Below are 21,127 nucleotides of genomic sequence, written 5' to 3'. Positions count from 1 at the left end.
ATATAGGATTGCGTGTGCCTTTTTAAAACACATCTTTTAATCCTAAAATTGAAAAAAATCAACAAAAACCATAATGGATGAAAAAGAAAATCGCCTAAAAATAACTTTTTAGACGACCTCTTATTTTTTAACATGTTCTATTTCTCTCTTAGTAAAAATGCTACCTAAGTCTTAAGAATAACTTTAAATAGTCTCTTAGTACAACTCTTTTCTTTTTCGTTTCACCTCCAATCAATTCACAATATCCTTTTACAAAACAACAAGGAGCACTTCTTAGAAATGCTCCTTGTTTTATGCTAAGATAATCTACAGATTATTCTTTTCTGTAATCAGAAGGGGTTACTCCCTTTATTTCTTTAAATTTTCTATTAAAATTAGAAATATTATTAAAACCACATTTATAAGAAATTTCTTTAATCGAAACTTCTTTATTTTTAGAAAGCAATTTACAAGCATTTTCTATTCGAATCTCTATCAAAAACTGAAAAAACGTTTTATTAGTTCTATTCTTAAAATATCGGCAAAAAGCATTCCTACTCATATGCACAATATTAGCTACCTCTTCTAAAGAAATATTATTATTGTAATTTTTCATTACATACTCAAATACGTCACTGATACGTTTTCCTTCATTCTCTGTATACTTTTTCTTATTGATAAAAGAAGACAGTTTCTTTTTCTTAGAATTAGATAAATGTATGAGTATACCTATAAAACTTCTAAACCTATTCAGTTTGGTTTGGTCTTTAAGCTCCAACATCTGCTTTCTTAATCGCTTTTTCTTTGACTGCACTCTAAAACCATTTTCTGAAGAAAGGAAAAAAGGATCTATTTCATTAAATTCTGGAAGATCAAAAAAGTTTGCACCAAACGAACCTCTCTTAAAAAAAAGAGAAATCATAAAGGAAGGAACTTTTGAGCCTGCAGCGTTATCACTTCTAAAAACATGAGGTATATTACTACCTATAACAATAATATCTCCAGCAGAAAAAGAGTTAATCGTATCACCCACGATTAACGTTCCTTCTCCATGTTCTATTAAGCTAATCTGTATTTCTTCATGCTGGTGTAGTTTATCGTAAAATACCAGCTCATGATCTTCCTGATATATTAAGGAATCTTCAACAGATTTCGGAACCTTGAACGGAAACACTTTCATAATACGACAATTTATTACAATTCAATATTAATCAAATAATTAACATAACGCCCTAAAAAAGACAAAAAAACATCATATTAAGTTAATAAGTTATTAATTATGTGTGCTTCTACGTGAGTATAACAAATATAAAAAATAAACCCATAAATCCACCGAAATATCGTTTTACATAAAATTGATTTATTCACAGTTTAACTTTCTATTTCTTTATTTGTTAAAAGAAAAGCTTCACTCCCAACCCTTAATTACAGTCTTTTAAACATCAATTTACTTAAACCTCATATCCCAAAAAAAAAGATTAAAATAGGCTAAATCTTGCCTGTATAATGCTTTTTCACATATTGAAGTAAAATATCTAAATCAATACTCTTAGCTTAGTAAAATTATGTCATACAATTCTTATAAAAAATTACCACAAATTGAATTGAATCATTTTCGATTCAAGCAAAAAATAAAATTCAGGAATAGCAATGCTATCGATACATTTTACTTTGAGCCATATAGTCAAAAGAAATAATTTTAATAGGTAATTTCAATTAAGAAATATGTATTATAAAAAGTGTAGTCGTAATTATTCGGAAATCCTTACAAAACTTTAAAAGTAGCTTAAGAATTTTGTCCTAAAATTATTAGGCAGCCTATTAATTGAAGATTTTAAAAGGGAAAAGACAACGGTGTTGCATGGTTCTTATTCATGTATTGACTATGACCCTGAGTTTAGAAAATGCTTCTTATAATGAGCTCCTATTTCAAAAATATGACGGATCAGTTACCTATAGAGGTGAAGAATTAAACTTGGTAAGTGACATATTTTATTTCTTCTAAGGCTTATTTTGAAGCTTTTTGCTTAATTTGCATAATTTTATATAATTTTGCAAAAAAAATTTATTGACATAATTTTCAGACAAGAAGAAATATGATAGAAACAAGAAATATGATAGAATCAAATATTACAGATTGGAGACATACTGTTATGCCAGCCGTGTTTACATGGCTGAAAGAGTCAAAATCAGGCGCTATTGAAATTGACCTTGATGCAACACAAAAATACGCCGCAGGTGTTTTAAAAGCTCAGGGAAAGGGAGGAAGCAGAATGGGCGGTCTTGTCGGTTCTGGTACTCTGGGTGAAAATAGCTACCTGAGCTCCGAGCAGCGCGTTTCTTTACTTAAAGCCCTTTCTGACGTTGCTAAAGACTACAATGTTCCATTGATCAGTGGAGCTGCGGCAGAGACTAAAGAAGAGCTTGCCAAAATCGTTGAAGAACTTGCAACGGTTGGAGTGGATACAGTCATGGTCATGCCACCAAAAACTAAGATGGTTCCTTCTGAGGAAGAAATGTATGCATACTATGAGCTTTCTGAAGCAACTGCAAACGATGTAGGTGTAACAATTATGCCTTATAACAATCCTGATGCAGCCGGTTATCATTCACTCTCAACTGATCTTCTTAAAAGACTTGCTGTTCTTCCTAAAGTAACTGCTCTTAAAATATCAACTATAGATGTTTCAATTATTGAAACGCTGATGTTAGAGAACAGAGATTTAAAAGTTTTGGCAGGTGTCGATACAGTTACTGTACACGCAGGACTTGCTGGAGCATACGGTGGAATTACAGGTGTAGGTTGTATCTTCCCAAAAGCTAGTGTTACTATGCAAGAGTATGTTACAAATGGAGAATGGGCTGAGGCAAACAAAATTTCTCAGGCTTTAAATTCCATTTCGTACCTAGATGCTCAGCCATTGCTTATGGAATATCTTAAGTTCGCTTTTGGAATTCATCATAATGATGCTGCTGGAGGACTTCGTACCTTTGGTAAGAAATTAACTCAACAGCAAATTGATGATGTCCGTGCAAGATATATTCTAGCAAAAGAAAGACTTGAACTTCTGGACTTAATAGACTGATCCTTTTAAATATTCAAAAAGATAAAGCTCCGTTTTTACGAAGCTACCAAAAAGTCTAATCTATTATAAAAAGAGGAGTAGAATTTACTAAATTCTGCTCCTCTTTTTGCATTTTCAGTTATGCTAATCCAACAACAAACATTACAGTTACGTGAATATAGTTTTCTTTATGACTAAATAGTTCCTCAAGAAAATTTACCACGAAAAATCATAGATTTAATAGACTTAAGTTTTATCTATGAAGAACTTTTAGATAAATATTCGATAGATCAGGGCAGAAAAGCAGAATACCCAATAAAACTTTTCAAGTACTTATTATTAAACGTGATTTAGACTTTATCAGATGTTGATGTAGTGAAACGTTCTAGGCATGATATCACTTTTAAGTATTTTTTTAGAAATACCCTCTTAACAAGAAGTAATTAACCCAAGTAACTTAACAAAATTTCGTAGACAACATCTCAAAAAATATTGAAATCAAAAAAGAGATTCAACATCTGTATGTTAAATCTCTTTTTTTGTGGGCGCTAAGGGATTCGAACCCCTGACCCCTTGGGTGTAAACCAAGTGCTCTGAACCAACTGAGCTAAGCGCCCTTACATTCTAACTATCTACTAAATTTACGATTAAGAACTTCTATAAAAACAAATTTTAATTTGCCTGTAGATTATCCATATAATCATAAATAAAAAAAGAGTTTTCAAACTAATTTTGAGAACTCTTTTTGTGGGCGCTAAGGGATTCGAACCCCTGACCCCTTGGGTGTAAACCAAGTGCTCTGAACCAACTGAGCTAAGCGCCCTTTATAAGACTTTATGCAATACTTGTTCTCGATTGCGGATGCAAATATAACACAGTTTTATAGTCTTCCAAAGGTTTTTCGAAAAAAATTAAATTATTTCTGCTACCACAAAAGTACTGCCCCCCACATACACGACATCTTCATCGGTAGCTTGTTGTAATGCAGACTCATACGCTAAATTCACACTCGAATATGTTTTTCCAAATAATTTATACTCTAACGCTTTTTTTCTTAACTCATCTTCATCCAACCCACGAAGAATTGCCGGTTTAGAAAAATAATATATTGCATTGACAGGAAACAATGATAAAATAGTATCCAAATCTTTATCATTAACAACCCCCAAAACTATATGAAGTTTATCATATTTTTCTTTAGACAGCTGTTTCATCACCTGCTTCAGTCCATCTTCATTATGTGCTGTATCGCAAATTATCTTTGGCTTTTCTCCTAGAATTTGCCATCTACCTAGCAAGGATGTATTTTTTACAACGTTGCCCAGCCCTAATGACAAATGCTCTTCAGAAATATTCCAGGCTCTTTCTTTTAGCAAATCAATGATTTGTAAAACAGTCTTTATATTTTCTTTTTGATAGTTTCCTTTTAAGTCTGAAGGATACATTTTGCCTTCATAGTTTTCTGCAAAATACAAAGGGCTATTTTTTGTCCTGGCAATTTCTTTAAATACCTTTGCCGTATCATCTTCGAACCTTCCTATTACTACAGGAACGTTTTCTTTTATGACACCAGCTTTTTCCCTAGCTATCTCTGGCAAAGTATTCCCCAGAAAACGAGTATGATCCAATCCTATATTGGTAATTGCAGCAACCTCTGGAGTTACAATATTGGTAGAATCCAACCTTCCTCCCAAACCTACTTCTATTACAGCAATATCCACTTGCGACTCTGCAAAATATTGAAATGCTAATCCGACAGTCATTTCGAAAAACGAAAGTTGACGATCTTCAAAATAAGACTTATGCTTTGCTACAAAATCAATAACATACGCTTCACTTATTTTATTTCCATCTATCCTGATACGCTCTCTAAAATCTTTTAAATGAGGTGATGTATACAATCCTACTTTATATCCTGCTTCCTGCAACACAGAAGCCAATAAATGACTGGTAGAACCTTTTCCGTTAGTACCTGCTATGTGAACGCTTTTAAAACGAGTTTCGGGATTCTCTAAATAGTTAGCTAATTGTATCGTATTATGCAAATCTACTTTGTAAGCACTTGCTCCTTGACGTTGATACATCGGTAATTGGGCAAACATCCAATCGAGGGTTTCCCTATAATTCATAGTTGATTACTGTTATTCTGAAAGTTTAAACTGATAGATAATGGTGCCGACTTGTTTTACCGGAGCTTTAGAATCGCTATTAAATCGAGTAGCTAAAGCAGCTTTTTTTGCAGGTTGCATCAAACAAGAAGCACTGTTAGTTGTTCCTTTAACACCTGGTATTGCTCGAACAACTTTACCACTTTGATTCACCTCAATTTTAACAACCACAATACCTGATTCATTACAATCCTGTACAAATTTTTCTTTATTAAGCGCTTTTCTACCTCCTAGTCGATAATTTCCATCTCCATCCAATCCTTTTCCTGTACCATAATACGATTTAGCATTAGGATCTCCATCTCGACTCCCTTTATCACCAGGAGTATTATCATCTCCTTCTCCTCCTTTTTCTTTTCCATCTCGCTGGGTTCCTTTAGAAAAACTATTCAAGATATCTAATGTAGATTTATCAGGTTTAGGATCAGGTTTCTTTATTTCCTTTTTTTCTTCTGATGCCTTTTTAGAAGGTTTTTTATCGGTTGGCTTTTTCTTTATTTTTTTATCAACCTCTTCTACTTTCTTTTTAGGATCTTCTTTTGGCTTTTTTTCGATTACAGGAGCATCATCTAGCTCCTGAGTCATCACTTCATCCTTAATTTCTGGAGATTCTTCTTGAGGTTCGGGCACAGAAGAAGCATCTTCTGGTGTGGTTTCATTAGGAGCAGCCTTTACAGATTCTGTTGGCTGTACATTACCCGACCCTGTAGCAGTAGTTCCAAAATTAACCGCTATACCTCCCTCATCTTCTGGTGTTATATAATTTAAACTTAAATAAAACAACAAGAAAATAATAGCGATGTGCAAAATAGTAGTCAGCACAAACGATTTTCTTTTATGTTTTGTATCTAGTTTTATCATTATCTAATCAGGTCTCACTGCTAATATAACCTTAAATTTATTTCTATTTGCGATATCCATAACAGTCACTGCTTTCTCTATAGGCACCCCTTCTTCTGCACGAAGAATTATGGTTGGTTCATTTTGCCCTTTTAAACGTGACACCAATGTAGATTCTAATCTACTTTGGCTAATACGATCATTATCTATATAGTACTGTAATTTATTTGTTATACTTACAGATATATTTTGCGCATTAGAGCTTTTACCTTTTGCTTTGGGCAGTATCAAATCTAAAGCTTCAGGAGTAATCGCCGGGGATGTTAACAAAAAGAACACCAATAACAGAAACACAATATCTGTCATAGACGACATACTAAACTCTGGGCTTACTTTATTCCTTCCTCTTAAATTCATATCAAGCTGGTTCGTTTAACAGATCTAAGAAATCTACTGCGTTTGCTTCCATACTATGGATCACCTTATCTGTACGAACCACTAAATGGTTGTATCCTATGTACGCTACAATTCCCACTACCAAACCACCTACTGTTGTGGTCATTGCTGTATAAATACCTTCTGCCAATACTCCCATATCTGCAGTTCCAGAACTTGATGCCAAATTATGGAATGCCAAAATCATACCAATTACAGTCCCTAAGAAACCAATCATAGGTGCTGCTCCTGCTACAGTTGCAAGAATACTTACATTTTTTTCTAATTTATAAACCTCTAACCTACCTGCATTTTCGATAGCTTTATTAATATCTTCTAAAGAATGACCTATTCTCGAAATTCCTTTTTCGGTAAGTCTTGCTACCGGGCTGTTTGTTTGAGCACACAGAATTTTTGCGGCTTCAATCTTACCTCCAGCAACATTCTCTCGAATTTTATGCATAAAACTTTCATCATATTTTGAAGCAGCTTTGATGGCAAAAAGTCTTTCAAAATAAATATAAACTGCTACAAAAAGCAGTACAAAAAGAATCGATATAATTACTACGGCTCCTGTTCCTCCACTGAACAATAGATCCATAATCGATAATGAGCTTTCTTCAATTTCTGGGGTATCCTGATTTAATGCTCCTAGCATAAGTAAATACGTCATTTTAGTTTTATAAATTTAAATGTTAATTTAATAACGTGATTTCTGAAAGTTAAGTATATTGTTTTTTATAGGAAATATATTATTCCTAATAAACCAACAACTCCTAGTACAATTGTATAAGGGAAAGCCATTTTTACCATTCTAGTATATGACAACCCGATTAAAGGTGCTAAAGACGAAGTTAATAAAAATAAAAACGCCGCCTGACCATTAGGTGTTGCAACACTTGGTAAATTTGTTCCTGTATTAATCGCTATTGCCAATTTTTCGAACTGTTCTCTCGATATAGCTCCGTTATCAAATGCTTGTTTTACTTCACCAATGTATACTGTTGCCACAAAAACATTATCACTAATCATTGATAAAACACCATTTGCTACATAAAACATAGAGGGTTGTTTTTCTACATCCAAAGATAAAGCCCAATCAATAATAGGTGAAAAAAGATGTTGATCATGTATCATTGCTACAATCACAAAGAAAACAACTAATAATCCTGTAAATGGCAAGGCTTCTTCGAATGCTTTACCCAAATGATGCTCCTCTGTAATTCCCATAAAAGCAGTTTGTACAATAATTAAAGCCAGTCCTATAAAGCCAACAGGAGCCAAATGCAACGCTAAACCAATAATTAGTAGAATAGCTGATACCGCTTGGACTACCAATCCATATTTTGATTTATCTGATCTATTTGCATCTTCTTCTTCAGTATATTTCTCTATAATTTTTCTAGCAACCTCTGGCAATTTTGCTCCAAAACCAAATACACCGGTACTTTCTAAAATAATCGTAGTGATCAAACCTGCTCCTAAAACAGGTATAGAGATAGGCGCCATCTGTAAAAAGAATTCTATAAAATCCCATCCTAATCTCTCTCCAATCAATAAATTCTGTGGCTCTCCTACCAACGTGCAAACACCTCCTAGAGCAGTACCTACTACCCCATGCATTACCAGACTTCTTAAAAAACTTCTAAATTGTTCTAATGTCTCTCCACTAAGTTCTTTTCTATCCAACACCCCACTATCATCATAATCTCCAGATCCAGAATGAATTTTATGATACACTCCATAAAAACCAACAGCTACACTTATTAATACAGCTGTTACCGTTAATGCATCCAAAAAAGCAGAAAGTACCGCCGCCAAAAAGACAAATAGCAAGGATAAAATCATCTTTGATCTTATTTTGGTAAACACTTTACTAAAAATATACATTAGCAGTGGTTTCATAAAATAAATCCCCGCAACCATAAATACTAGAAGCAAAATAACTTCTAGGTTTTGCTCTACCTCATGGTACGCATTTTTAGGCGTGGTAAGATTTAAAGCTAAAATTTCTATTGCTAATAATCCACCAGATTGTAATGGATAACATTTAAGTGCCATGGCAAGTGTAAAAATAAACTCACCGATAAATATCCATGATGTAATTGTTGAATCTAAAAGATAATATGAGAACACATTGAAAATTAAAAATCCAATCATTGTGGTTTTAAACCATTTTGGACTACTACCTAAAAAATATTTGAACATAATGCTTACTTGGTTACTATAATTAAAATTATACCAGTTGTTTGAGAGCAATCTCAAATGCTGTTTTACTTAAGTTAATCTTGGTTGAGTTATTAGTTCGTATGTTTTGAATTGCTTCTTTTATGGTTTCAGAAGTATCTTTAAAAATTGCTTCATCGGTCATTTGGACTTTTCGCTCCATGAAGTATGCAAACACTCTTGCCATTCCACAATTTGAAATAAAGTCTGGGATCAAACTTACCTGTTCATCGGTATACTCCATTATTGGGCCAAAAAATATTTCTGAGTCTGCAAAGGGTACATTTGCACCGCAAGAAATCACTTCTAAACCTGAATCAATCATCTGCGTAATTTGTTCTTTTGTAATCAAACGTGAAGCTGCACAAGGCGCAAAAACTTCTGTTTGCAAGGACCAAATTTTCTCATTTGCTTCTTGAAACGAGATAAGATGTTCACTATATAATTTATTCCCTTTTTTATGCAAATATAACTGCTTTATTTCTTCAAAAGAAAAACCTTCTTCGTTTATTAATCCTCCTGCATGATCTATTATTCCTACAATCTTTGCTCCCATTTCTGAAAGGTAATAAGCCGCTGCCGATCCTACATTCCCAAAACCTTGTACTATAGCTCTTTTCCCTTTAACCTCTCCTCCATAAATTGAATAGTAATGTCTTACAGCCTCTGCAACACCATATCCAGTGATCATATCGGCGACTGTATATTTTTCATTAACATCTGGAGAGAAGGTTGTATTCTCTAATACCTTTATCACTCCTTGTCGCAACTGTCCAATTCTATTTATTTTGTCTGCTTCGGTTGGTTGAAAATGTCCATTAAAAACTCCTTCTTGAGGATGCCATACACCACATTCTTCTGTAATAGGTATTACTTCATGGATTTCATCTACATTTAGATCACCTCCAGTGCCGTAATAACTTTTTAACAGTGGAGACACCGCTTTATACCATCTTTTAAGAACTCCTTTTTTACGAGGATCATCAGGATCAAAATTTATACCAGATTTTGCTCCTCCTATTCCTGGACCCGAAACTGTAAACTTTACTTCCATGGTTTTGGCCAAAGAAAGTACTTCATTCATATCCAATCCTTTTCTCATTCGCGTTCCACCACCTGCGGCACCACCTCTTAGCGAATTAATCACTGTCCAGCCTTCGGCCTCAGTTTCAGGATCTTTCCAGTTAAAAACTATTTTTGGTTCTTTATTTTCGTATATATCTAATAACTCTTTCATATTTAAAATTTTAACATAATTAAACCGCAATTGCTTTACTATAAAACAACATGCTTACTCGACCTGATGTAGTATTAAATTTAAAATATCCCTCCATTACAGAGGTTAGAGCTGATTCATATTTTACAATTATTATCGATACAATCCGATTCTATTTAGAATTCGACTTCACAAATATAAAAAACTAAACACGTCAAAAGCTTAAATAAAACAAAATTTACACTGAAATTATATCTCTTTAAAAAGAGCTGTTTAAAAACCAATATTGACAAATCACATCACAACAATCATTTTATCATAAAAACAGCGAATAGATCATATTATGTATTATATTTATATAATCTTTAAAACATTTCTAATTATACCATTTTTTTTTCATCAAAAAGCGTTAGATTTGTATTATGCATGCATAATAAATTACATTAAACTATGGACTTTAAATTATCTGAAGAACAGTTATTGATACGTGAAGCTGCTCGGGATTTTGCTCAAACAGAATTACTACCAGGTGTTGTTGAACGCGACAACAAACAAGAATTCCCTACTCAACAAGTAAAAAGAATGGGTGAACTTGGTTTTTTAGGAATGATGACTTCTCCAGAATATGGAGGAGGTGGTATGGATACTATATCTTATGTACTTGCTATGGAAGAATTATCCAAAATAGATGCCTCTTGTTCGGTAATAGTATCTGTAAATAATTCACTAGTATGTTGGGGTCTTGAAACATATGGGAGTGAAGAACAAAAACAAAAATATTTAACAAAACTTACTACAGGAGCTTCAATCGGTGCCTTTTGTTTATCAGAACCTGAAGCGGGTAGCGATGCTACTTCTCAAAAAACCACTGCTATAGACAAGGGAGATCACTATATTCTTAACGGCACAAAAAACTGGATTACCAATGGTAACTCTGCCGATTACCATATTGTAATTGCACAAACAGATAAAGAAAAAAGACACAAAGGCATTAATGCATTTATTGTCGAAAAAGGATGGGAAGGATTCGAAGTAGGCCCAAAAGAAGATAAATTAGGCATACGGGGTAGTGACACACATTCTTTGATTTTTAATGACGTAAAGGTTCCTAAAGAAAATCGAATTGGTGAAGATGGTTTTGGATTTAAGTTTGCAATGAAAACATTAGCCGGTGGACGCATTGGTATAGCGGCTCAGGCATTAGGTATTGCTGCTGGCGCCTATGAATTGGCAAAAAAATATGCTAAGGTTCGTAAAGCTTTTGGTACAGAAATTATCAACCATCAGGCTATAGGCTTCAAACTTGCCGATATGCACACAAAAATTGAAGCAGCAAGAATGCTTGTTTACAAAGCAGCCAAAGATAAAGACAATCATGAAAATTATGATTTATCGGGAGCCATGGCAAAGTTATATGCATCTCAGGTAGCGATGGATGTTACCATAGAAGCTGTTCAAATTCATGGAGGCAATGGGTTTGTAAAAGAATATCATGTTGAGCGATTTATGAGAGATGCGAAGATCACTCAAATTTATGAAGGAACTTCTGAAATACAAAAAATGGTAATCTCTAGAGCACTTATAAAAGAATAATAAAAACTTACCGCATCATTTAGATCAAATATACCAGTCAAGACTGGTATATTTTTTTTGAATATACTCTTTTAATATTGTTATATCTTCTTTTGACGTTAAATCGGGTACATGCTCTGATAGAGGTACGCCTAACACTGCTTTTGGTTTTTCTTTTACCATATTTAACACCGCAGTAGGCAACTCTTTTTCATTTCTTAATTTGTCAATCGGGCAATTAACGATATACTCTTTAAACATTGCCCCATTAAACTTAAAGATATTCATACTCACTCTAAGTTTCCCTTTTAAGTCTTTATACAACTTACTATCTTCTACAGTTGGCTTTTCTATAATGTCTTGTAAAAACCCTTCCTGATCTATAGACATTAAAGCAAAACTAGCAATACGCTGCAAGCTAAATTGTAATGCATCTCTATCATAACTTATCAGTGCATTTTCATGAGAGGTGGTTCGCAATGCTTTTAAAGCTTCTTCAGAGTATAGATTATCACTATTACAGACCGTATATGTATCATGGTTTAATTCTGGATATTGATAAATTGCATGATATAATGCATCTGCCGTTCCGAATGGTTTGACACGATCCTTTGGGATATATTGTATTGCATAGTTAATGGTTAATCCTTTAAAATCATTTCCTTTCGATTTTTTACCATAAAATTCTTGAATCAATTGTTCTTTCTCTCCTATAACAATATAGATATGGGTGTACCCTGCTTTTTTTGCATTATACAATAAGTAATCCATTACCGGTCTATCATTTGCATCTATGCTTATCATAGATTTTGATCTTGTATTTGCCTGACTGATCAAATCCTTATCAAGATCTGTATTAGATACTTTTTTCATTCGCGAAGACGCTCCGCCTGCCAGAATAACCAAATTTTGATGCATATTTATCTTTTAAATTACTCGCACTCCCTGATCCACATTAACTACATACGCTGCTTTTCCTCCTGCTTCTATTATAGCATCTACAACTAAATGTTGCTTTTCTTTTGGAGCTATTGCTACAATACTACCTCCTCCTCCAGAACCTACAATCTTAGCCCCAAAAGCTCCAGACTGCATCGCAGCATCGATCATTTTATCAATTGTTGGGACCGTAATTTTGAGGATATTTTTTAGAACATGGTGATGTTGATTCATTAATGTTCCCAAAAATACCATCTCGGGTTTTTCTTTTTTAAACTCTAATAACGCTCTCTTTGTTATCGAATGATTTTCTACTGCAGCAAAAAAATAAGGCTTAAGTTCTTCTGGAATATGCATTTCATAATTTTCATATTCATCTATATTAACTTTAGCAATGTCAAAACCATTCAATTTAGCCTTTACGTGCGCAATAGCCTCTAGTGCTTTCTCCTTTCTATCTCCCAAAGTACCCACTGTATCTTTCTTTACACCAGACTCTCCTACAATTAATCCTTCTATTTTGTCACCTATACGCATATAAGAAGTATCTACACCTGTATTTATAAACAAAATATCTCCTATTCCGATCGAATACTGATCCATTAACCCTCCGGGCTCTCCATGCTCGACGACCTCGGCTTCATAAGCAATTTTAGAAACCAACACAGGCGTTACTTTTTCTGAAACACCAAAAGCTTCTATTAAAAATCGAACCCATGCAATGATCAAAGCAGAAGAACTAGATACTCCTGCGTTTATAGGAAGATTTCCTTTTATAACCACATCATACCCTTTATTAGGAATACAATGATATCTTCTTAGCACCTTAAGAGACGAAGCAAAGTAGTCTCTATGATCAACTTTTTCAAACAACGTATCAACCTTTATACTTCTCGTTTCTGAAATATCAGGCAATAGTATATTAAAGAGGTTTGTGCTATTTTCTGTAGCCTCCAGATTAATATATCTATCAATAGCACAAGCAATAACTGGTAATCCCAAATAATCCTGATGATCTCCAAACAAACATATTCTTCCTGGAGAAAGTATCTTAATATTTTTTGACATTGTATTTTGTAGAAGATTTAAATATTAATAGGTATCCTTATTCCAGTTATAGGGTTTTCTTTTTACCCAAAGCCCTCTAGTAAAATCTGGAAAGTCTTGAGGTTCTCCGTTGTTTTCTATAGATATTTCCGACAGAGGAGTAATAGCACTCCATGCCGCTGCATCATACACATCTAATGGAGGGGTTATATTTTGCTTTGCAGATTCTACAAACGCATTAATTACAAAAAAGTCCATTCCACCATGACCCGCTCCCATGGCATGTTCGCCATATTTTTTCCATAAGGGATGATCATATTGTGCTAACCATTTATCTGCACTATCCCATTTATGAGGTTCTGATTTTCCTTCTATATAAATCCTGTTTCCGTCTACCTCCCACAAACCATTCGCTCCCTGTACCCTAAACCCTAATGAATATGGGCGTGGTAAATTACAATCATGAGTAACGATAATGGTCTCTCCCATCGCAGTTTCAATGGTAGATGTAATTACATCTCCTTGCTTAAACTTAACCTTGGCATTGGGGTGTTTTTCTCCTCCATGCTTTACTATATAGTTATGCAAACCAATACTCTTTGAAGCATTAGATGTAATAGAAGAAAATCTATTCCCTCTATTTATATTACACATAGTGGCAATAGGCCCTACCCCATGTGTTGGATACACATCAGCATTTCTCAAAACGGAATGCTGAGTACGCCATTTTGATTCTGAAATTCCTTTTTCACCAAACTCTACTCCTTTACCATAGGCTGTTTTACCATCATTTAGCTTTACAAACCGCAGATCATGCTGATACCCGCACCTAAAATGCACCAATTCTCCAAAAACATTTTGCTTTACCATATTTAATACCGCCAAAACATCTCTTCTATAATTTACATTTTCGAGAATCATCAAATGGGTACCCGTTTTCTCATGTACATTTACTAAATCCCAACACTCTTCTAATGTATTTGCGGCAGACACTTCTAAACCAGTATACTTACCAGCTATCATTGATTCTTTTGCCATTCTGGCGTGCCATAACCATGGAGTAGATATAATAACAGCATCTACATCAGTCATCTCTAATAAATTTCTGTAATCATATTCGTTACTACCAAATACTTTTGGCTTTGGTTTTCCTGCCTTTGCTATTGCATCTATAGACAAGTTTATTCTTGCTTGATCTATATCACAAATTGCTGCTACTTCTACATCATCCCTAAGCAAAACATTTCTAAGATGATTTGTCCCTCTTAATCCGACACCTATTAAACCTAATTTAAGTATTTCTTTATCTCTAAAATTTGCTTTACCTAAAGCCAAAGATGGTATTGTAGTTAATGCAGCCCCTGCAATGGTCGTTTTCTTTATAAAATCGCGCCTCGAGTTTTCTAATTTCATATAAGTATCACTTTAGATTTGTGTTTTATAAAAGTAATTGAAAACTATATTACCAGATAATTTTCTAATCAAAAAATATAATAATAAATAAGTTTTATCAATACAAAAGTATACCACCAGTTTATACTTCTTAGAACCTATTTCATCTAACTTACCACTATAAAATTCACTAAATAATAATGGATTAAGCAACACAACTTTTATTGACCTATCTAAATAGAATTCAATATCTTAAATAAAGTCTAAATAAGAGTTAAAGGAGACTTATTTTGAAATAAAGTGCCTTACATTTTAGTACTTTCATGGTATTAAATAATTACACAAACTCTAATCATTATGAAAAAAACTATCAAATTGATTATTTGCCTTCTCATGGCAAATTTTTTTTATGCCCAAAACAATGATCTTTTAAAAAACCAACTTTATGTTCTTGACGAGGTAGACGAATATAAACTTCTTGTCAAATTTAAATCGCATTTAGAACCTCTTGTAGAGCAAGGAAAAGTACAATTTCTTAATCAACCTTTTTCGTTCAAAACTGTCAGTAGTTTTACCGATTTGACCTTTACCCCTGTAATTAAGTTAACAGAAGAACAAAAATTACATGCCAAAAATTCTTCAAAGTGGAAACAAACAGACCAAAAAGGTTTTAACATTTTGGATTTCGCTGGTTTATGTGAAGTTACTGGTATTAAAAAAGACAAGAATTATTTGTTACAATTAGGAAAACTCTTAGAAAAACTTGATGAAGTCGAATATTGCTCTCTAGAGCCTGTAAAATCGCCGCCACCTCCCGTTTTTTTTGCATTACCAACTCCTGACTTGACAGATAGACAAGGATACAGAAAACCCAACCCCGGAATAGATGTAGATTATGCATGGTCTGTTGGTGCCATGGGGCAAGGAGTACAAATATCTGATATAGAATATAGCTGGGGGCAATTGGATCATGAAGAATTCGTAAATCAGGATATTGCATACGGCTCTTCTCATAATGCTAATCAATTTGAAGATCATGGTATTGCTGTTATGGGAATTTTGGTAGGAGACGAAGATAATAATGTAGGAATAAAAGGAACAGTTCCAAAAGCAGTAGGGCGAGTTTTTAGTGAATCACAGGGGCGTGCCGCTGCTATTATCAATGCTACTCAGAATTCAAAGGCTGGTGATATTATTCTATTAGAGATGCAGACTGGAGGGCCTGACGGAAAATTAGCCCCACCAGATCTAACACAATCGGTATGGGATGCTGTAAAAGCAGCAACAGATGCCGGTATTATTGTAGTTAGCGCTGCAGGAAACGGTAATGCCGATTTAGATTCTCCCGCTTATACTGCATATAGAAACCGAGGAGATAACGGATGTATTATGGTTGGTGCTGGAACTTCTGACAATAGTCATAACAAATTAGGGTTTAGCACATTTGGACAGCGTGTAAATGTACAAGGATGGGGACATAATGTATTTACAACAGGGTATGGAAATCTAATTTATGATAATGATTACAGGAAAGAATACACCGCAACTTTTGGAGGTACTAGTTCTGCTTCTCCTATTGTTGTAAGTGCCGCTGCTTGTTTACAATCGTACGCCAAGGAAAAATTAGGGAAACTAATTGAACCCAAAGAAATGAGGGATTTACTTATTTCTACCGGAATTCCTCAAGGAAATGGTGGACATATTGGACCACTGCCTAATCTTAAAGCAGCTCTAGAAAAACTAGCTGATACTGGAAATTGTTCGGGTGGTGACCCTGTAACAGTTACTTTTTCTAATACGACAGATTGCACCTTGTCATATTATCAAAATAACGTTCTGCAAGGATCTGCAAATGTCGGCGGAAACTACATTGCAAATACAACTATTGGAAGCAATTGGCAGGCAAAAACATCTTCGGGAGATACAGTAGATAGTTTTTCTATCGTTTGTAATCAAACTAACTATTCATCTTCTGGTACCTGCCCTATAACGACTCCCACTTGTACTGATGGAATACAAAATGGAGATGAAACTGGTGTAGACTGCGGAGGTTCTTCTTGCCCGCCTTGTCAAGTAGACATTACCTACTGTAATGCAACCGGTAATGATGGACCAGAAGGAATTACTAATGTTACTTTTACAGGTATAAACAATTCGTCTTCAAGAAATAGTGGTGGATATGATGATTTTACCTCTATATCTGGAAATGTCGCTAGAGGTAATAGTTACAATCTGCAGGTAACAATTACTGGATACAATGGTGGTGCTCAAAATGAAATTTATGCCTTTTTTGATTGGAATCAGGATGGGGATTTTGGTGACTCGAACGAGAGTCTTACTCTAACAAAGACCTCTAACCTTATAGGAAATATTTCTGTATCTGTCCCTCAATCAGCACAAGCAGGAACAACAAGAATGCGTATATTGGTTTCTTACTATGACAATGAAAATAACCCTTGTGATACTGGTAATAATGATGTTCGTTTTGGAGAATATGAAGATTACACACTTACTATAACGGCATCAAAGTCACTATCGGTCAATACAAAGACATCACCCTTGTTTTTTACAGTAATGAACAACCCTATTACCAACAATCAATTTCAGCTTATGTTTGATAATTCGACACTTGATGAAATCATGAATATACAACTGTACAGTATTAGCGGAAAAAGAATATTAGATTTCGCTTCTTTAAAAATAGAAAAGAATACGATTAGTTTAGATGTCAGCACTTTAACAAACGGATTATATATTGCCAAAATCCAAAGTAAAGACAAACAAGGTGTTGTAAGAGTAATTATTAAATAAAGAATAAAGTAGCTTTTTGAATACTATCAAAAAGATGAAAATAAAAAAATCGAGGGGCTCAGGTCCCTCGATTTATATTTTATATGATGATACACTTCTTAAATAAATCTATTATCAACAATATTTTTTCTATTTCAAACAATCATCGATAATCCCTATTTTTCGTTCATGGTTAACATCTTTTACTTAACATCAATTTGAATAGGAATAGTTTGCACACCATTACCTTCTAATAACACTTTAAGTATATATATTCCTTTAGAAAGTCCATCAACTCTTACATTTAATAACTCTCCTTTGTTACTTTGAATTTTTTCCTGATACATCTTTTGTCCTATGAGATTGTATAGTATAATTGCTTTTGCCTTTGCTTTTCCATCTAATTTCACATAAAAACTTCCTTGATTAGGGTTAGGAAATACCACTCCTTGGTTAGAAATATTTTCAAAGTTCTTTAGATTTTTATTACCACCAATTGCAACTTGATAATCCTCTACTTCACCATAATTAAAACTACCGCAGTGACTAAATGAATCCTGATAGCTCATACTTATCCTTATGCGGGTATTTACAGTTATATTAGGTATTGAAATAGTACCATTCATCACTCCCTTTCCTTTTCCTGAAAACACTTCTTCTCCTGCATCAGAAAAATTGCCATTTTTATTGAAGTCAATCCATATCTTCCAATTTTCACTATAAGTAGTTGATTGAAAACCTGGGGTTACACTAATTGCAACATCACTATTTGGTGTCATTGTTATTATATCTGAAGTATAATCACTATATCCAGAAGAAGTTCCTGAGTTTTTGGTAAAATCTCCAACTTGCACATTCGAAATCCATTCATAGCTTGCATCATTTCCTTTTGATTCGCAATATGTAATGGTCGTTTCTTTTACTGTAATAAAATCAACTTTAGAAACACTATCGGTACCAGCACTATTTGTTACTGTCAAACTTACTTTATAAGTTCCTGGTACATTATAGGTTATTTTTGGGTTTTTCACAGAACTTGACACTGGTGTTCCTCCTTCAAAACTCCATACCCAAGATATCGGATTATTTTGAGAAATATCGGTAAATTGTATTTCCTGTCCAGTATCTATTATCGTATTGCTAGCAGAAAAATCGGCTACAGGTACAACAACTATATCAGAAGTATCTATTGAAAAGACATGGGGATCATCTTCTCCTATATAAGGGTGATTCTCACTTCGACCAGATTTATCTGCTGCATGGATATAATATGAAATAGTGGTACCCGAATCTTGTTTGGGAATATTTGCTGTATACATTCCATCAGCCATACTTGTCATTTTTAAAGATTTATAAGATTGGTTATTACCAACTCGATAATACACTTTGATCGAATCCTGATACACGTTTTGCTTACTATAAGCTTTTATTTTGGCTTCGATCAAATAAGAATCCCGTGGCTGTATTTTTCCAAAAAGAGGTTTATGTATTATATCTAACATCCCAGTATCTGCAATTTCATGTATACGACAATGTAATGCATCTGTTGTTTGCCATGTTCCTTTAAATCCAAGTACTTCGTATCCTGGCATCGCTTTTTTATAGGCTTGTATTGCTGCGGCATCACTATTAGAAGAACCAGTTATAGGCACTAATACCTTATCATTTAATATTAAAGAGTTTGTATATGGTTCTCCGTTGGGAGCATACACTCTAAAAACCTGATATTTATTCCCCCAAGCAGATGTTTGACTTTCAAAATACTTTACAATATCTTCGTACTTTGAATAATTAGGATTACTGGTTGGCACCTCTGTAATAAGAATTTTATCTACATCCAGAAATTTACCCCAACAATCCACATGCTTTATATAAGCCCCAAGAGGATCATCGGTTACATGATATTTAGAAATTCCCAAATAGCTTTTCATTATTTGATTGATCTCTTCTTTTGATTTAGTATTGTTTTCTTCCCACACCAAATCTGTAGAAACTGCCACATTAACTCCATCAGACATATAATTACCTCCACAATGTAACAAATCCATACGATGTACATTTGTGTTTATAGTATTAGCCAACTTTTCAGGAATTTTATTATCATTTGGCCGGGGTCTATTATATGTAAAATCTACAATCTGTATATTATCATTATTTGCTATAAACATTGGACCATAATCCCTTGTCCAATAGGAATCATGTCTTGCATAAATGAAATTACAATTAGATAAGTTCACACCTTCTGATTGATATTGATTTCGTACTTGATTTTCCTGACTTTGGTTATTCACTATTGTTGTTACCATTATATCTTCTGACATTTCTGCGACCAAACTTAAAGGAATACCGAGTGGATAAGAAATTAACACCCCTTGTGACGGTTCAAATTCTGCTATGGGCCTTACTTCTTCTATAGGTACACTTACTGAAGCTTTTCTTTGTACCTCTTTTAGGTACTCGGGCATCATTTTTCTTTCTTCTTCTGTTAAATGGTGCTTGAGTTTTTTTTGTTGTGCCAATGCCTGAAAACTAGTTGCAAATAGCATGCATACTAGTATTAATGAAATACTTTTTTTCATTTGTTTATTATTTAAGTTGATATATACATAGCTATGCTATGAAATTGTTTGTGTTCAAATACTTAAAATGGATTGTTACATCTAACTTTCTATTTTTTTCAAATATCTGTTATAGATGATCATGAAATCCATATCCATACTCTTTGTACAGACTAACAAATAACCTTTTTATAAAAGGTTGGGGTATTTTATATCTAGGGAAGTAATAATGTAACCTTATGATGTTTACATTATGGTATCCTTCATTGAATACTAATTTTTTTATCAAAGAAGCTATTAAGTAAAATCATTTTTTCTTTCAATATTCAAAACAATTCAAATAGATTTATAATAATCTATATAAGAACCGACACTACTTTGTGTCTCTATATTCTTTCTTTAGAAGAATACTTAACATACCTCCAAAAATACGCAACTTACTACAAAACAAAACCTTAAGAAAACATAAACAAGCGTTAAAGAAATTTACGCATATAGATTAGGTAATTTAAACCATAAGAAGTCTAATTTAAAATTGTTACATCTAAATTTTGAGCATAAAAAAAGCCCTCATCTATTAGATGAGGGCTTCAAGGAAGGCGGCGACCTACTCTCCCACGAGTGTAGTACCATCGGCGCTAACGGGCTTAACTGCTCTGTTCGGAATGGTAAGAGGTGAGCCCCGTTGCTATAACCACCTTAAATCGTGTGTTACAGGTCTTGATTATATCAATAATCACAACAGGCAACTAATAAGTTAACATATTGATTTAAAAATAATACAACATAAAGAGAAACTAAATAGCTTACTAAAGCAATTTACGACCCCGACAGTTACCCATCGGGGTGTGCGCATAAGCCTATGGGTTATTAGTACTACTCGGCTATGACATTACTGCC

At 33.8% G+C, this 21,127-nt stretch carries 15 protein-coding genes, 2 tRNA genes and 1 rRNA gene; 4 read left to right on the top strand and 14 right to left on the bottom strand.

Annotated elements, in window-relative coordinates; genetic code table 11:
- Positions 1-313: 313 nt before the first annotated feature.
- Positions 314-1,159 (bottom strand): AraC family transcriptional regulator, encoded by an 846-nt coding sequence (locus tag ABW636_RS22065; protein ID WP_367592268.1) that lies wholly within the window; start codon positions 1,157-1,159, stop codon positions 314-316.
- Between the two features lie 916 nt (positions 1,160-2,075).
- On the opposite strand from ABW636_RS22065, the gene ABW636_RS22060 reads away from it, so the two are divergent.
- Both ABW636_RS22060 and ABW636_RS22620 read left to right on the top strand, forming a co-directional pair.
- Positions 2,076-3,065 (top strand): dihydrodipicolinate synthase family protein, encoded by a 990-nt coding sequence (locus ABW636_RS22060; RefSeq protein WP_367592267.1) that lies wholly within the window; start codon positions 2,076-2,078, stop codon positions 3,063-3,065.
- 177 nt (positions 3,066-3,242) lie between these two features.
- On the top strand, positions 3,243-3,398 hold the full coding sequence (locus ABW636_RS22620; protein WP_508093825.1) for a transposase: 156 nt from the start codon (positions 3,243-3,245) through the stop codon (positions 3,396-3,398).
- Between the two features lie 188 nt (positions 3,399-3,586).
- Here ABW636_RS22620 and ABW636_RS22055 read toward each other — a convergent pair.
- The 8 genes from ABW636_RS22055 to ABW636_RS22020 all read right to left on the bottom strand — a co-directional run bounded on the left by ABW636_RS22055 (position 3,587) and on the right by ABW636_RS22020 (position 9,950).
- Positions 3,587-3,661 (bottom strand) — tRNA-Val (locus tag ABW636_RS22055).
- A 131-nt stretch (positions 3,662-3,792) separates the two neighbouring features.
- Positions 3,793-3,867: transfer RNA gene (locus ABW636_RS22050), tRNA-Val, on the bottom strand.
- Between the two features lie 88 nt (positions 3,868-3,955).
- A complete protein-coding gene (locus ABW636_RS22045; RefSeq protein WP_367592266.1) occupies positions 3,956-5,173 on the bottom strand; it encodes a bifunctional folylpolyglutamate synthase/dihydrofolate synthase in 1,218 nt (405 codons plus the stop codon).
- A 12-nt stretch (positions 5,174-5,185) separates the two neighbouring features.
- Positions 5,186-6,073 carry an energy transducer TonB gene (locus ABW636_RS22040; RefSeq protein ID WP_367592265.1) on the bottom strand — a complete coding sequence of 296 codons (888 nt, stop codon included), beginning with the start codon at positions 6,071-6,073 and terminating at the stop codon, positions 5,186-5,188.
- A gap of 3 nt (positions 6,074-6,076) precedes the next feature.
- Positions 6,077-6,469 carry an ExbD/TolR family protein gene (locus tag ABW636_RS22035; RefSeq protein WP_367592264.1) on the bottom strand — a complete coding sequence of 131 codons (393 nt, stop codon included), beginning with the start codon at positions 6,467-6,469 and terminating at the stop codon, positions 6,077-6,079.
- Position 6,470: 1 nt separating this feature from the next.
- Positions 6,471-7,160, bottom strand: coding sequence for a MotA/TolQ/ExbB proton channel family protein (locus tag ABW636_RS22030; protein ID WP_367592263.1), 690 nt, complete (start codon positions 7,158-7,160; stop codon positions 6,471-6,473).
- A gap of 65 nt (positions 7,161-7,225) precedes the next feature.
- The gene (nhaB, locus tag ABW636_RS22025; protein WP_367592262.1) at positions 7,226-8,695 is read right to left on the bottom strand and encodes a sodium/proton antiporter NhaB; all 1,470 of its coding nucleotides are present in this window, start codon (positions 8,693-8,695) and stop codon (positions 7,226-7,228) included.
- 28 nt (positions 8,696-8,723) lie between these two features.
- The gene (locus ABW636_RS22020) at positions 8,724-9,950 is read right to left on the bottom strand and encodes a Glu/Leu/Phe/Val dehydrogenase dimerization domain-containing protein (protein WP_367592261.1); all 1,227 of its coding nucleotides are present in this window, start codon (positions 9,948-9,950) and stop codon (positions 8,724-8,726) included.
- Positions 9,951-10,379: 429 nt separating this feature from the next.
- Between ABW636_RS22020 and ABW636_RS22015 the strand changes: the two genes are divergently transcribed.
- On the top strand, positions 10,380-11,522 hold the full coding sequence (locus ABW636_RS22015; protein WP_367592260.1) for an acyl-CoA dehydrogenase: 1,143 nt from the start codon (positions 10,380-10,382) through the stop codon (positions 11,520-11,522).
- A gap of 24 nt (positions 11,523-11,546) precedes the next feature.
- Here ABW636_RS22015 and ABW636_RS22010 read toward each other — a convergent pair whose 3' ends face one another.
- From ABW636_RS22010 to ABW636_RS22000, 3 genes are read right to left on the bottom strand one after another with little or no spacing between them, the layout of a single operon-like run.
- The gene (locus tag ABW636_RS22010) at positions 11,547-12,419 is read right to left on the bottom strand and encodes a sugar phosphate nucleotidyltransferase (RefSeq protein WP_367592259.1); all 873 of its coding nucleotides are present in this window, start codon (positions 12,417-12,419) and stop codon (positions 11,547-11,549) included.
- A gap of 9 nt (positions 12,420-12,428) precedes the next feature.
- A complete protein-coding gene (locus ABW636_RS22005) occupies positions 12,429-13,508 on the bottom strand; it encodes a mevalonate kinase family protein (RefSeq protein ID WP_367592258.1) in 1,080 nt (359 codons plus the stop codon).
- A gap of 24 nt (positions 13,509-13,532) precedes the next feature.
- Complete coding sequence (locus ABW636_RS22000) at positions 13,533-14,900, bottom strand: Gfo/Idh/MocA family protein (RefSeq protein ID WP_367592257.1); 1,368 nt, start codon at positions 14,898-14,900, stop codon at positions 13,533-13,535.
- Positions 14,901-15,236: 336 nt separating this feature from the next.
- Here ABW636_RS22000 and ABW636_RS21995 point away from each other — a divergent pair, with 336 nt between their 5' ends.
- Positions 15,237-17,690 (top strand): S8 family serine peptidase, encoded by a 2,454-nt coding sequence (locus ABW636_RS21995; protein ID WP_367592256.1) that lies wholly within the window; start codon positions 15,237-15,239, stop codon positions 17,688-17,690.
- Between the two features lie 182 nt (positions 17,691-17,872).
- Here the strand turns inward: ABW636_RS21995 and ABW636_RS21990 are convergent, their stop codons facing one another.
- Entirely contained in the window at positions 17,873-20,248 is a 2,376-nt protein-coding gene (locus ABW636_RS21990) for an agmatine deiminase family protein (protein WP_367592255.1), read from the bottom strand.
- 573 nt (positions 20,249-20,821) lie between these two features.
- Positions 20,822-20,929: ribosomal RNA gene (rrf, locus tag ABW636_RS21985) — 5S ribosomal RNA — on the bottom strand.
- Positions 20,930-21,127 lie beyond the last annotated feature (198 nt).

The organism is Aquimarina discodermiae, assembly GCF_040786235.1.
Lineage (GTDB): Bacteria > Bacteroidota > Bacteroidia > Flavobacteriales > Flavobacteriaceae > Aquimarina.
The sequence above is the reverse complement of the archived record's forward strand: the minus strand, read 5'-3'. Positions and strand labels throughout refer to the sequence as shown.

Bases quoted from the DNA above. Each gene is read 5' to 3' on its own strand.
- ABW636_RS22065 (WP_367592268.1), bottom strand. From the start codon at position 1,159: ATGAAAGTGTTTCCGTTCAAGGTTCCGAAATCTGTTGAAGATTCCTTA.
- ABW636_RS22060 (WP_367592267.1), top strand. From the start codon at position 2,076: ATGATAGAAACAAGAAATATGATAGAATCAAATATTACAGATTGGAGA.
- ABW636_RS22045 (WP_367592266.1), bottom strand. From the start codon at position 5,173: ATGAATTATAGGGAAACCCTCGATTGGATGTTTGCCCAATTACCGATG.
- ABW636_RS22040 (WP_367592265.1), bottom strand. From the start codon at position 6,073: ATGATAAAACTAGATACAAAACATAAAAGAAAATCGTTTGTGCTGACT.
- ABW636_RS22035 (WP_367592264.1), bottom strand. From the start codon at position 6,469: ATGAATTTAAGAGGAAGGAATAAAGTAAGCCCAGAGTTTAGTATGTCG.
- ABW636_RS22030 (WP_367592263.1), bottom strand. From the start codon at position 7,160: ATGACGTATTTACTTATGCTAGGAGCATTAAATCAGGATACCCCAGAA.
- nhaB (WP_367592262.1), bottom strand. From the start codon at position 8,695: ATGTTCAAATATTTTTTAGGTAGTAGTCCAAAATGGTTTAAAACCACA.
- ABW636_RS22020 (WP_367592261.1), bottom strand. From the start codon at position 9,950: ATGAAAGAGTTATTAGATATATACGAAAATAAAGAACCAAAAATAGTT.
- ABW636_RS22015 (WP_367592260.1), top strand. From the start codon at position 10,380: ATGGACTTTAAATTATCTGAAGAACAGTTATTGATACGTGAAGCTGCT.
- ABW636_RS22010 (WP_367592259.1), bottom strand. From the start codon at position 12,419: ATGCATCAAAATTTGGTTATTCTGGCAGGCGGAGCGTCTTCGCGAATG.
- ABW636_RS22005 (WP_367592258.1), bottom strand. From the start codon at position 13,508: ATGTCAAAAAATATTAAGATACTTTCTCCAGGAAGAATATGTTTGTTT.
- ABW636_RS22000 (WP_367592257.1), bottom strand. From the start codon at position 14,900: ATGAAATTAGAAAACTCGAGGCGCGATTTTATAAAGAAAACGACCATT.
- ABW636_RS21995 (WP_367592256.1), top strand. From the start codon at position 15,237: ATGAAAAAAACTATCAAATTGATTATTTGCCTTCTCATGGCAAATTTT.
- ABW636_RS21990 (WP_367592255.1), bottom strand. From the start codon at position 20,248: ATGAAAAAAAGTATTTCATTAATACTAGTATGCATGCTATTTGCAACT.